This window comes from Bacteroides xylanisolvens (assembly GCF_018289135.1).
GTDB lineage: Bacteria > Bacteroidota > Bacteroidia > Bacteroidales > Bacteroidaceae > Bacteroides > Bacteroides xylanisolvens.
In genome coordinates this window covers 2,271,174-2,283,743 of sequence record NZ_CP072216.1, presented here as the reverse complement: position 1 = coordinate 2,283,743, position 12,570 = coordinate 2,271,174, and the positions used below count along the sequence as shown (strand labels likewise).

Genomic DNA, 12,570 nt, shown 5'->3' with positions numbered 1-12,570 from the left:
TATAAAATATAGTTTCTCCACTATTCTTGTTATTGTTACTCTATGTTATCTATCAGCTTTGTTTTGAAATGCACTTTGAATACCTGTTTTTATCTGTCGGAAACTTTGCAGGACGAGATAATAAAACCTCATATTTGATGATCGATTCACTGCAAGATTTGTTATCTTTGCAAAGGTTTCATTTATAAAGAGAAGAAGTTATGGATATCATGGACCGTTTGAAAGGGCCTCGGCGCAATCTGCCTATCGGGATACAAAGTTTTGAGAGACTTCGTCGCGACGGCTATTTGTATGTTGACAAAACAGCATTTGTCTACGAACTTGCCTCAACGGGCAATCCGTATTTCCTTAGCCGTCCGCGTCGTTTTGGCAAAAGTCTGCTGCTTTCTACACTGGAAGCGTATTTCTGTGGAAAGAAAGAGCTTTTTGAAGGACTTGCCATTGAGCAGCTCGAAACAGAATGGAACGAACACGCTGTACTGCATCTTGACCTTAATGCCGAGGATTACTCTGAAATAGAAGGATTGAGAAACGGACTTGAATTGCAGCTTCGTAGTTGGGAAAAAGTCTATGGAACCAGTGAGGAAGGTTTGAGTTATTCCGGTCGTTTCATGCAAGTCATTAAAGAAGCTTATCGACAAACAGGTCGTGGCGTAGTTGTTCTTATTGACGAGTACGACAAACCGCTGCTTCGCTCCATGCATAATCCGGAATTACAAGACAAGTTCCGCGAAATGCTCACCGCTTTTTATACTGTACTGAAATCAGCAGACCCCTGGTTGCGCTTCGTCTTTATCACCGGAGTGACCAAATTTGCTCAAATGGGTATATTCAGCACTCTCAACCAACTGATCGATATCAGCTTCGACCCGCAATACAATGCTCTTTGTGGTATGACCCGCCCGGAAATTGAAGCCAATTTCGTCCCGGAACTGGAACGGTTGGCAGAAAGGAACGGTTTGACAAAAAAAGATTGTATGGCATACCTTACTCGTATGTATGACGGATATCATTTCAACTATGTCCGTAAGGAAGGTATGTACAACCCGTTCAGTATACTGAATGTGCTTAGGAGCGGGATGTTTGAGAATTACTGGTTTGCCAGCGGAACACCTACTTTCCTAGCCGAAATGCTGAAGAAGACCCATTATGATTTGCGTGAACTGGACGGATTGGAAGTAACTGCTGCCTCTCTTACCGACGACCGTGCTGACGTAAACAACCCTGTGCCGATGATTTATCAAAGCGGCTATCTGACCATTAAAGGATATGATACAGAACTGCGTCTCTACAAGCTGGGTTACCCCAATGATGAAGTGAAGTATGGCTTTCTTAATTTTATCACTCCGTTTTATACCTCGTTGGATGAATCGAAAGCCCCCTTCTATATCGGACAGTTTGTAAAGGAACTAAGGGCAGGAGATGTTGAGGCTTTCCTCACCCGCCTTCGTGCGTTCTTTGCCGATTTCCCCTACGAACTGAATGATAAGACAGAGCGTCACTATCAAGTGGTATTCTATCTTGTTTTTAAACTACTGGGGCAGTTTATTAACGCCGAAGTGCAAAGTGCCCTGGGACGTGCTGACGCTGTGGTGAAAACAGCAAATGCTGTTTATGTCTTCGAATTTAAGCTAAACGGTACCGCAGAAGAAGCATTGGCACAGATTGATAATCGCGGCTATCTCATACCTTATACTACTAATGGTTGCCGTATAGTGAAAATAGGTGCAGAGTTCAGTAAGGAAGAACGCAATTTGAGTCGATGGTTAGTAGAGGAAGAAGGATAGTAGGGAATTGATAATAAAAGTATAGTATATAATTTCAAACCCAAAAAGTAACGCCCAAACGGTAAAAACAGCATCCGTTTGAGCGTTTTTTTTAGAAATCTTTTTGGAAGGATGAGGAAGGAAACGATAGCTTATATCTTCCATTACGCCGTTCCCTATGCGATATAGACGTTGATTTTAATGTTTCCTTTGACAACTCCCGGTTGATGTTCTATTTTTCATATTTTAGATTGCTCGAAAACACAATAGATGTTAATTGGCTACCAGGCTTGCGAACTAATTTTTGATATGATATGTTGTTTAAAGTGAATAACGAATTAAAAAATGAACTAGAAAGTTAGACATGGACAAATAAAACATTTCTAATGATTTAGCAGATAAAACATTACATTTTAAAACTTATGATTATGAGAAAATCGATTATTTTATTAGCCTTGATATTGGGTGGCGTTACAGCAAATGCCCAATCAGTTGTAGAAGGTACAAAAGTAACAGACAATTGGTCTGTGGAAGTCAATGCCGGTGCAATCACTCCCCTTACTCACAGTGCTTTCTTTAAAAGTATGCGTCCTGCTTTTGGAGTGGGAGTTTCCAAGCAATTAACTCCTATCTTCGGTTTGGGATTCCAAGGAATGGGATACATTAATACTACTCCGAGTAAAACATCTTTCGATGCTTCCGACGTCAGCGTATTGGGTAAAGTCAACCTGATGAACCTGTTTGCAGGTTACAAAGGCGAACCCCGTTTGTTTGAAGTGGAAGCCGTTGCAGGAATGGGCTGGTTACATTATTATGTGAATGGTGATGGAGATCAGAACACTTGGTCTACCCGTTTGGGATTGAATTTCAACTTCAACTTGGGTGAAAGTAAGGCATGGACATTGGGTATCAAACCTGCCATTGTATATGATATGCAAGGCACTTACCCCGAAACAAAGAGCCGTTTCAATGCCAATAACGCAGGTTTCGAATTGACAGCCGGATTGACATATCACTTTAAGACAAGTAACGGAACACATCATTTTGCAAAAGTGAGAGTGTACAACCAAGCTGAAATTGACGGATTGAACTCTTCCATCAATGCGCTTCGTTCGGAAGTGAACAACAAAGACGGTCAGATCAGCAACGCCAACCAGCGCATCAACGGACTGCAAGAAGAACTTGAAGCCTGCCGTACAAAGGTTGTTCCGGTAGAGACTGTAGTGAAAACCGCCCGTGTGCCCGAATCTATCATTACTTTCAGACAAGGTAAATCATCGGTTGACGCTTCCCAACTTCCTAACGTGGAACGTGTAGCTTCATACATGAAGAAATATCCTGACTCAAAAGTAGTTATTAAAGGATACGCTTCTCCGGAAGGTAGTGTGGAGGTCAACGCAAGAATCGCTGCTGCACGTGCAGAGGCTGTAAAAACTATCCTTGTTAATAAATACAAGATTAGTGCATCCCGCATCACTGCCGAAGGTCAGGGCGTAGGCGACATGTTTACCGAACCGGATTGGAACCGTGTAAGTATATGTACGATTGAAGATTAAACAGATAGATTACATAAATAGAATAATGAAGGCTGCCCAAAAGGCAGCCTTTGTTGTATGTACTGGTTTTATAGATAAGCGGCTAATTTTTGAATATCCTGAAAGATTAGTAAACAGATTTCTTTGTACATTACATAAAATAGCTATTTTTGCAAGTATTGTTCATGCGCGTTCTGTGTTGAGTGTGCAAATATCAACCATTAAAAACTGTATTATGAAGAGAGTATTCGTTTTTCAAGATTTTAAATCGCAGAAATTCTGGAGTATAGAGGTAGTCGGGACAGATGTTACTGTAAATTATGGTAAGCTGGGGACTGCCGGACAAACACAAGTGAAAAACTACGCAACTACTGAAGAGGCTGAGAAGGCTGCCAACAAACTGATTGCAGAGAAGACAAAGAAAGGTTATGTGGAAACTGCCGAAGAAACAGCACGTGAAATGAAAGTGGAAGCTAAGAAATATACATTGAGTTATGATGAGTATGAAAACGATGTGAAGCTTTTGGATAAGATATTGAAAGACAAGCATCTCTCTGAATATAAGCAAATAACGATTGGCTGTTGGGATTATGAAGGTGATGACTGTTCGGCTTTGTTACAAGGTCTCATTGAAAATAAGGACAAGTTTGCGCAGATAGAAGGCCTGTTCTGGGGGGATATTGAACAGGAAGAACAGGAGATCTCATGGATTGAACAAGCCGACCTTAGTCCGCTGCTCGATAGTATGCCTAAATTGAAGGATCTGAAAATAAAAGGAACAAACAATCTGCGCTTGGGAAGAACTTCACGTCCGGAGTTGCGGTCGCTGGAAATAATCAGTGGTGGTCTGCCTACTGAAGTGGTAGAGGACATTCTTGCTTCTGATTTTCCCAATCTGGAAAAACTGGTTCTATATGTTGGTGTGGAAGATTACGGATTTGAAGGTGATATTGAGATCTTCCGTCCGCTTTTCTCCAAAGAGCGTTTCCCGAAGCTGACTTATCTGGGGCTTGTTAACTCTGAAGAACAGGATAGTATTGTAGAAATGTTCCTGGAATCGGATATTCTTCCTCAACTTGAAACCATGGATATTTCGGCTGGTACTCTGAAAGATGAAGGTGCACAGTTGTTGCTGGATAATATGGATAAAATCGTTCACTTGAAGTTTATCAATATGCGCTATAATTATTTGAGTAAGGACATGAAGAAACAGTTGCAGAACCTTCCTATGAAAATAGACATTGCCGAAACCGAAGAGGCGGATGAATATGATGGTGAATTGTGGTATTACCCGATGGTTACAGAATAGGAGATGCAGATAATCGTTGTCAGCAACTCTTTATCCAAACGTATAGAATACTTTGTTGAAGCAGGTAAGCACCTGCAGACAGAAGTTTGTTTTATGACTTATGAGGAACTTTTTAACTGCTTGCCGCTATTGCGGCAGGCAGTTATCAAACTGGAACCCTGTGTAAGTGATGAAACTGATCTCCTGAAATATGCGCTGTTGAATCAGGCATATAAGGAGACATTGCAACGTTTGAGCGAGATGAGCCTGCCTGATGATGTGTGCTTTTTAAATACTCCTGATGCTTTGTTGCGTGCTCTTGATAAAAAGGAAACAAAAGAAGTCCTGATGGACAAAGGGCTGAAAGTGACTCCGATGTTGCCGTCTCCACAATCCTTCGATGAGTTACGGCAGCTTCTTGCCGATTGCGGTAGAGGATGCTTTTTGAAACCCCGTTATGGTTCGGGTGCGGGAGGCATTATGGCGATTCGTTATCAGCCCAACCGGAACAAGTGGGTAGTCTATACTACGCTGCGGCAAGTGGACGGAGTGATTCATAATACCAAACGAATCAATCGTTTGAGCGTGGAAAAAGAGATAATCCCGTTGGCAGAAGCTGTGATACAAACAGAAGCTATCCTGGAGGAATGGATTCCTAAAGCACAATTGCAAGGAGAAAATTATGACCTTCGGGTAGTGTGCCGGGAGTCTGAAATAGATTATATCGTTGTGAGATGCAGCAAAGGAAGCATAACGAATTTACACCTGAACAACAAGGCGCATTGGTGGAATGAATTGTCTCTATCCGAAGAGGTACGGCAACAAATCTATTTTCAATGTCAGGAAGCTGTGCAATCCTTGGATTTGCGTTATGCAGGAGTAGATGTATTGATAGAAAGAGGGACGGATATTCCTTATATAATAGAAGTCAACGGACAAGGAGACCATGTTTATCAGGATATGTTTGCTCATAATTCTATTTATACTCAACAAATAAAAAACATAAAAAAGAAATATAACCATGCAAATAGATGAACTGCCGGCTGGCGAACAGACCCGTCATCCGGATCTGGATATGAATCAGGTGGTGGGTACTCATGATATATTGATGCTTTGCTTTGACACCTTGCGGTATGATGTCAGCAAAGAGGAAGAAGCGGCCGGAAGAACGCCTGTACTGAACAGCCATGGAGGAGAATGGGAGAAAAGACATGCTCCGGGAAATTTCACTTACCCGTCTCATTTTGCCATCTTTGCCGGATTTCTGCCTTCTCCGGCAGAACCTCATTCGTTGCGTAGCCGTAACTGGTTGTTTTTCCCCGTGCAAGCGGGTACAGGACGTATTCCGCCCAAAGGAAGTTATCCATTTACAGAAGCGACTTTTGTGCAGAGTCTTGCCCATACAGGCTATGAAACGATTTGTATAGGTGGCGTAAACTTCTTTAGCAAGCGTAATGAGCTGGGGCGTGTATTCCCCGGTTACTTTACTAAAAGTTATTGGCTGCCTACCTTTGGATGCACAGCACCCGATAGTACTGAAAAACAGATTGATTTTGCATTGAAAAAACTAGAAAATTATCCGGACGACAAACGGATCTTTATGTATATCAATTTTTCTGCTATCCATTATCCGAACTGTCATTATGTGGAGGGTAAAATGAAAGATGATAAAGAATCACATGCGGCTGCCCTGCAATATATTGACAGTCAGTTACCTCGTTTGTTTCAGGCTTTTCAGAAACGGAGCAATACGCTGGTGATTGCTCTTTCCGATCATGGCACTTGTTATGGTGAAGATGGGTATGAATACCATTGCATATCTCACGAAACGGTTTATACAGTCCCTTACAAACACTTTATTTTAACGAAACAATGAATCAACCGCTACCACGATATGTAGACTATATGTATAGCTATCCACATAAAACTGCCTATCGTCCTTTTCCATCTCCGGTTTCGCTGCTTCCTTACCTGGAACAGGTGGAAGGGCAGAAGGCATCACTCTATTTTCATATTCCTTTTTGTAGTCATAAATGTGGATATTGTAACCTGTTTTCTCTACAAACCAATCGTGCGGATTATATCGCAACTTATTTGGAAACCCTTCATAAGCAGGCACAACAATTGTCACCTCTCACCACCGGACTGATCTTTGACAGTTTCGCCATTGGAGGAGGTACACCGTTGCTTCTCACCGTTTCCCAACTGGAATACTTATTGGAGACGGCTGCCCTGTTCGGAGTGCATCCCTCACATGCTTTTACTTCCATAGAAACATCACCGGAGTATGCTGATCCTGCCCGTTTGACATGGTTGAAACAAGCCGGAGTGGCTCGTATAAGTATCGGTATACAAAGTTTTCTCAACGAAGAGTTAACCGCTTTGAAAAGACGTCCCCGGCAAGACACGATCAATCAGGCGTTGGAAACTATCCGGAAGATGGAATTTCCTTTTTTTAATATCGACTTGATTTACGGAATCAAAGGACAAACAGTGGATAGTTTTCTCTATTCTTTAGAGCAGGCTCTTCTGTTTCAGCCTAACGAACTCTTTATCTATCCGTTATATGTGCGACAGGGAACAGCTATCACGGAGCGGGAATCTGATGATGTCTGTTTCCGGATGTATTGTGCCGCCCGTGATCTCTTGAAAGACAGAGGCTTTCTACAAACTTCGATGCGGCGTTTTATTCATCATCCGTCTACTGATGCGGAAATTTCCTGTGGAGATGAAGTGATGCTTTCGTGTGGTTCCGGTGGACGTAGTTACTTGGGTCATTTGCATTATGCCACCCGGTATACTGTTTCTCAACACTGCATTGCTCAAGAGATAGATGACTATATGGACACTACTGATTTTACAGTAGCTCGCAATGGATTTATTCTCTCTCAAAAAGAACGGAGGCAACGTTTCATCATTAAAAATCTGATGTATTATATGGGGCTTGATAAAGCCGAATATGAGCGTCGTTTTGGCGAATCACCGGATGATATTCCATTATTCCGGCAACTGGCAGAACGGCAATGGATAGAAAATACAGATGATCGCATTTGTCTTACTTCCGAAGGAATGGGATATTCTGATTATATTGGTCAGTTATTCATTACCCCTGAAATAAGAGGGCTGATGGAAACTTATTCTTATTGAACGAAATGGAAATGAAAAACGAGGGGGATTTACTTTCCATCAAGCGTATCTATTATCGCGGTAAATTGAATAGCTGCAATTATACCTGCTCTTACTGTCCTTTCGGCAAAAAGTCACATCTGACAGCCACTACGCAGGATGAACAGGCGTGGAACCGTTTTATTACGGCTATTGAACAATGGAAAGGGGGACCGTTGCAGTTATTTATTATTCCTTACGGTGAAGCATTGATACATCGTTATTATCGGAAAGGGATCATTCATTTAGCGGCGTTGCCACAAGTGGCCGGAATTTCCTGTCAGACTAATCTTTCTTTTTCGGCCGATGAATGGCTGGACGAATTTCCGGCTACACCGGCATTGATAAGTAAGATAAAGATTTGGGCCAGCTTTCATCCGGAAATGACTTCAGTAGAAAGTTTTGTCCGGCGACTTCATACGCTTTATAATGCAGGAATACAGGTCTGTGCCGGAGCGGTAGGCAATCCGATGGCAAAAAGTGTACTTAGCGATTTGCGAAATGCTCTTTTGCCGGATATTTATTTGTTTATTAATGCTATGCAAGGTTTGAAGTCTCCGTTGAGCGTAGAAGATATTCGTTTTTTTACGCAACTGGATAACCTTTTTGAGTATGATTTAAAAAACGCTTCGGCTCAATGGACTATCTGTTCGGGAGGGAGAAGTAGTTGTTTTATTGATTGGAAAGGAGATATCTTTGCTTGTCCCCGAAGTCAGGTGAAGATAGGAAATCTTTATCAGAATCAGATCTTGGACCCCTTGCTTCCTTGTCGGCGGAAGGTCTGTGATTGTTACATTGCTTTCAGTAATTTGACTAATCATCCTTTGCATCGAATAATGGGAGCAGGTGCATTTTGGCGGATCCCGGATAAGCCTTTCATTACTTCCGTGTTTTTTGATGTGGATGGAACACTTACCGATGCACAGGGAAGGGTTTCGGAAAGTTATGCCCATGCTTTGCGGTACATAGCGCAATTTGTTCCCTTATATCTTGCTACTTCTTTATCTATGCAACAGGCACGGAGAAAGTTAGGCAAGACTCTTTTCAGCCTGTTTGAAGGAGGGGTGTTTGCCGACGGTGGATTACTGGTATATGGCGGGCAGAGCCGGTGTATGCCGGTTGAATTACTACTGGACATAAACGAAGAATCCGCAAAGATAACGGCGCATAGCTATGAAGGCCAAGTTTATAAGTACAGCATGCTGGTTTATGATAAGGAAGAGAGAATAAATATTCTTTCTCGCTTAAAAGAGAAACCTTATCAGGTGTTTTATAAACCACCTCTTATTACGGTTATCCATAAGGAAGTTGATAAACGGAAAGGAGTGCTTCATATATGCAAGGCTTTAGCTTTTCCCCTTGACCAAGTATTGGTTGTCGGAAATTCACTGAAGGATTGGGAGATGATGTCAGTAGTATTTCATTCTTGTGCAGTGATGAACGCCGAACCACTTTTAAAAGAACGTGCCCGCTACACGCTGAATCCGGATCGATTGGCTGCTTTCTTCCGCTTCCGGGAGTAGAAAAGCGGCTGCAATAAAAGCTTCACATTGATACCTGATTGTACCATTCAAAAATAAAAATCAGTTATAATTTGGTAGTTATAAAAACAAAGCGCATATTTGCAGCCCGAAAATAGGGACAGGCATAAAAATCCTCATCGGAGGGTGCTATAATAGATAATTATAGTGCTGGATAAGATGAATGGTGTAAATCATTCGCTTGTCCGGCACTATTTTTTATTGTAACAATTTAAGATAAGAGGTAAAGTAGCGGAGAAACTATGAAAGAGTTAAATTTGACACAAGGAAGTGTTCCGAAGGTATTGCTGCAATTTGCAGTGCCTTTTCTTATTGCCAATGTGCTTCAGGCGCTTTATGGTGGAGCCGACTTGTTTGTTGTGGGGCAATATGATGATTCGGCAAGTGTGGCGGCTGTGGCTATCGGCAGTCAGGTGATGCAGACGATTACAGGTATTATCCTTGGCATTACGACAGGCACAACTGTATTGATTGCTATCGCCATCGGAGCAAAAGATGATCGGAAAGTAGCTTTTACAATCGGTTCTTCTGTGTGGCTATTTTCAATTGTAGGAGTCTTGCTGACCTTAGTCATGGTGGCATTTCATGGGCAGATAACCGAACTGATGCACACGCCTGCGGAAGCGATGGCTGATACTAAAAACTATATTCTGGTATGTTCGGCTGGTATTTTGTTCATAATAGGGTATAATGTTGTATGTGGTATCCTGCGTGGATTGGGTGATTCAAAGACACCGCTTTATTTTGTAGGCTTGGCATGTGTAATCAACATAATGCTCGATTTTATACTGGTCGGCTATTTCCATTGGGGAGCTACAGGAGCGGCTATTGCTACTGTAACCGCGCAAGGCGTCAGCTTTGGAATAGCGCTTTGGTTCTTATACCGGCATGGATTCCACTTTGATTTCTCACGGAAGGATATCCGTTTGAACCGGAATCTGTCTAAAAAGATCATGGTATTGGGAGCGCCTATTGCTTTGCAAGATGCTTTAATCAATGTTTCATTTCTGATAATCACTGTCATTGTGAATCAGATGGGAGTCATTGCGTCTGCTTCTTTAGGTGTTGTTGAGAAAATCATAGTGTTTGCCATGCTGCCTCCGATGGCTATATCATCGGCTGTGGCAACCATGACTGCACAAAATTACGGGGCGGGACTTATCAAGAGAATGAATAAATGTCTTGCTTCCGGAATAGGGATTGCTCTTGTTTTCGGTGTGTCGGTTTGCGTGTATTCGCAATTCCTGCCGGAGACTCTTACCGCTTTCTTTACGAAAGATGCCGCTGTGGTGGCAATGGCAGCAGAGTACCTGCGGGGATATAGCATCGACTGTATCGTAGTCAGTTTTGTGTTCTGCATCAATTCTTATTTCAGCGGACAAGGGAACTCGTTATTCCCGATGATTCACAGTCTGATAGCCACTTTCCTGTTCCGTATACCATTGTCATACTGGTTCAGCCAGATGGATAGCTCGTCGCTGTTTATCATGGGATTTGCTCCACCCATTTCAACGGTGGTTTCATTATTGATTTGTATCTGGTATTTGCGATATACCCAAAGGAAATTATACTTGAGAGGCACATTGATGCCTGCTATGTCGAATTAGGTGTTTTTAGGTGACATATAATTAACTAAAATCTATTTTGTATGGAAGCTTATTTGAAGAAACTCTGTTTTGAGTATCAGGTTGATGAAAAAGAAGTGAAAGAGCTGTTGGCTCGTATGGAAATGGTGTATCTGGATAAAGGAGAAACGATTGCATCTGCCACAATGCCCGAGCAGAGCTTGTATATTATTGTTTCCGGCATTCTGCATACATACACGACTCATGAAGGAGAGGATAGAACCATCCGGTTTTTATCTGAAGGGGATGCTGTATTGTGCTATAACTCCAGTCAATATGCTGTAAAGGCGCTGACGAAATGTGCTGCTTATTACATCAGCGAAGAGGAGATTGAAGAGTTGTGCGCAACATCTATTTCGTTTGCCAACTTGGTTCGTCAACTGATGGAATATCAGTTCTATTTTAAAGAAGAAGAGAATATGAACGTTCGGAAACTGACGGTAAGAGAGAGGTATCTTTCTTTATTGGCAGAAATCCCGGATATCCTGTACAGGGTACCTTTGAAGTATATTACTCATTATCTGGGTGCCGATGTAACCAGTTTGGGATATATGGCTGGAAGTTCTAAATAGGAAATATAACCTGGACATCTATTTTTCTATGTATTCCTTATCAGATGGTTCATTGACTATTCAAAATTGAGTTTGAAAAGTCTTTGGATTATTTGGTAAGGAATATTATTTTTGTATTCCAAATGAAAAACTCAATACCTCGATATACTTTTTATAAGAATAAGTATGGAAGCGAACTTTTGGTCGATGTGGTAGAACTGAAATATGTGAAGAAGTTCTTGGCTGAAAGTGCTATTCACACGTTGAATTATTATGATGTTACTTTTATAACAGAAGGTAAAGGGACGTTTTCTGTCGATAACCAAACCTATGAAGTAACCCCATGTGACGTTCTATTCTCTAAACCGGGAGAAATCCGGAACTGGGATACGCGTCATATCATCAATGGTTATGCGCTGATTTTCGAGGAAGAGTTCTTGTCTTCCCTCTTTAAAGATTCTTTGTTTGTACAGCATCTTTCGTTTTTTCAGCTGGAAAGCTTTTCATCAAGACTGCATTTGCCAGATGAGCTTTATGCCCGTATACTCCAAATTTTGCATCATATAAAGATGGAGATCGACTCGTATCAGCAAAACGATGTGCATGTATTGAGAGCGTTGCTTTATGAAGTCCTGATGTTATTGGACCGGGCTTATCTTAAAATGACTTCGATAGAGGAGGGCAGGAGCAGAGAAGCGTCTAATAACCATGTAAGTAAATTCATGAATTTGGTAAATATCCATTCGAAAGAGCAACACTCGGTTCAGTATTATGCGGATAAACTCTGCATTACTTCTAACTATTTGAATGAGATGGTAACCTCGACAATGGGGTTTAGTGCCAAACAATATATTCAGAATAAAGTGATGGATGAGGCTAAAAGACTGCTCGTTTATACAAATGTCCCCATATCGGATATTGCTTTTGAACTCTGCTTTTCAACGGTCTCCTATTTTATTCGCAGCTTCCGGCAACATACGGGAGAAACTCCATTACTTTATCGGAAAACACATAAACCGTAAAAAGTACTATTTTCCCCTTTCTTTTTATTACGCCGTTCCTCTTCTATTTCTCTACTTTCGCATCAGATAATAACTAA

At 41.6% G+C, this 12,570-nt stretch carries 10 protein-coding genes; all 10 read left to right on the top strand.

All coding sequences use genetic code 11. The annotated features are described in order from the left end of the window. The first annotated feature begins 200 nt into the window (after nucleotides 1–200). The 10 genes from INE92_RS09805 (at nucleotide 201) to INE92_RS09760 (ending at nucleotide 12,493) form a co-directional block, all read left to right on the top strand. The gene (locus INE92_RS09805) at nucleotides 201–1,787 is read left to right on the top strand and encodes an ATP-binding protein (protein WP_195435952.1); all 1,587 of its coding nucleotides are present in this window, start codon (nucleotides 201–203) and stop codon (nucleotides 1,785–1,787) included. Between the two features lie 401 nt (nucleotides 1,788–2,188). Continuing rightward, nucleotides 2,189–3,322, top strand: a complete 1,134-nt coding sequence (locus INE92_RS09800) for an OmpA family protein (protein WP_015532892.1) — start codon at nucleotides 2,189–2,191, stop codon at nucleotides 3,320–3,322. A 214-nt stretch (nucleotides 3,323–3,536) separates the two neighbouring features. Then, nucleotides 3,537–4,610: an STM4015 family protein gene (locus tag INE92_RS09795; protein WP_195435950.1), complete on the top strand. Its 1,074-nt coding sequence runs from the start codon at nucleotides 3,537–3,539 to the stop codon at nucleotides 4,608–4,610. Nucleotides 4,611–4,613: 3 nt separating this feature from the next. Next, nucleotides 4,614–5,624, top strand: a complete 1,011-nt coding sequence (locus INE92_RS09790; protein ID WP_195435947.1) for an STM4014 family protein — start codon at nucleotides 4,614–4,616, stop codon at nucleotides 5,622–5,624. Continuing rightward, a complete protein-coding gene (locus INE92_RS09785; protein ID WP_015532890.1) occupies nucleotides 5,611–6,465 on the top strand; it encodes an STM4013/SEN3800 family hydrolase in 855 nt (284 codons plus the stop codon). The genes INE92_RS09790 and INE92_RS09785 overlap by 14 nt, the downstream gene beginning before the upstream one ends. Further along, nucleotides 6,462–7,736 (top strand): STM4012 family radical SAM protein, encoded by a 1,275-nt coding sequence (locus INE92_RS09780; protein WP_195435944.1) that lies wholly within the window; start codon nucleotides 6,462–6,464, stop codon nucleotides 7,734–7,736. Before INE92_RS09785 ends, INE92_RS09780 begins: the two co-directional genes overlap by 4 nt. Before the next feature lie 11 nt (nucleotides 7,737–7,747). After that, on the top strand, nucleotides 7,748–9,277 hold the full coding sequence (locus tag INE92_RS09775) for an STM4011 family radical SAM protein (protein WP_195436044.1): 1,530 nt from the start codon (nucleotides 7,748–7,750) through the stop codon (nucleotides 9,275–9,277). 260 nt (nucleotides 9,278–9,537) lie between these two features. Continuing rightward, nucleotides 9,538–10,902, top strand: a complete 1,365-nt coding sequence (locus tag INE92_RS09770; RefSeq protein ID WP_055236535.1) for an MATE family efflux transporter — start codon at nucleotides 9,538–9,540, stop codon at nucleotides 10,900–10,902. Between the two features lie 41 nt (nucleotides 10,903–10,943). Then, nucleotides 10,944–11,492 carry a Crp/Fnr family transcriptional regulator gene (locus INE92_RS09765; RefSeq protein WP_009039845.1) on the top strand — a complete coding sequence of 183 codons (549 nt, stop codon included), beginning with the start codon at nucleotides 10,944–10,946 and terminating at the stop codon, nucleotides 11,490–11,492. A gap of 122 nt (nucleotides 11,493–11,614) precedes the next feature. Further along, a complete protein-coding gene (locus INE92_RS09760; RefSeq protein WP_008771206.1) occupies nucleotides 11,615–12,493 on the top strand; it encodes an AraC family transcriptional regulator in 879 nt (292 codons plus the stop codon). Nucleotides 12,494–12,570 lie beyond the last annotated feature (77 nt).

Excerpts from the sequence above, each read along its gene's own strand:
- INE92_RS09805 (WP_195435952.1), top strand. The coding sequence starts at position 201 with ATGGATATCATGGACCGTTTGAAAGGGCCTCGGCGCAATCTGCCTATC.
- INE92_RS09800 (WP_015532892.1), top strand. The coding sequence starts at position 2,189 with ATGATTATGAGAAAATCGATTATTTTATTAGCCTTGATATTGGGTGGC.
- INE92_RS09795 (WP_195435950.1), top strand. The coding sequence starts at position 3,537 with ATGAAGAGAGTATTCGTTTTTCAAGATTTTAAATCGCAGAAATTCTGG.
- INE92_RS09790 (WP_195435947.1), top strand. The coding sequence starts at position 4,614 with ATGCAGATAATCGTTGTCAGCAACTCTTTATCCAAACGTATAGAATAC.
- INE92_RS09785 (WP_015532890.1), top strand. The coding sequence starts at position 5,611 with ATGCAAATAGATGAACTGCCGGCTGGCGAACAGACCCGTCATCCGGAT.
- INE92_RS09780 (WP_195435944.1), top strand. The coding sequence starts at position 6,462 with ATGAATCAACCGCTACCACGATATGTAGACTATATGTATAGCTATCCA.
- INE92_RS09775 (WP_195436044.1), top strand. The coding sequence starts at position 7,748 with ATGAAAAACGAGGGGGATTTACTTTCCATCAAGCGTATCTATTATCGC.
- INE92_RS09770 (WP_055236535.1), top strand. The coding sequence starts at position 9,538 with ATGAAAGAGTTAAATTTGACACAAGGAAGTGTTCCGAAGGTATTGCTG.
- INE92_RS09765 (WP_009039845.1), top strand. The coding sequence starts at position 10,944 with ATGGAAGCTTATTTGAAGAAACTCTGTTTTGAGTATCAGGTTGATGAA.
- INE92_RS09760 (WP_008771206.1), top strand. The coding sequence starts at position 11,615 with ATGAAAAACTCAATACCTCGATATACTTTTTATAAGAATAAGTATGGA.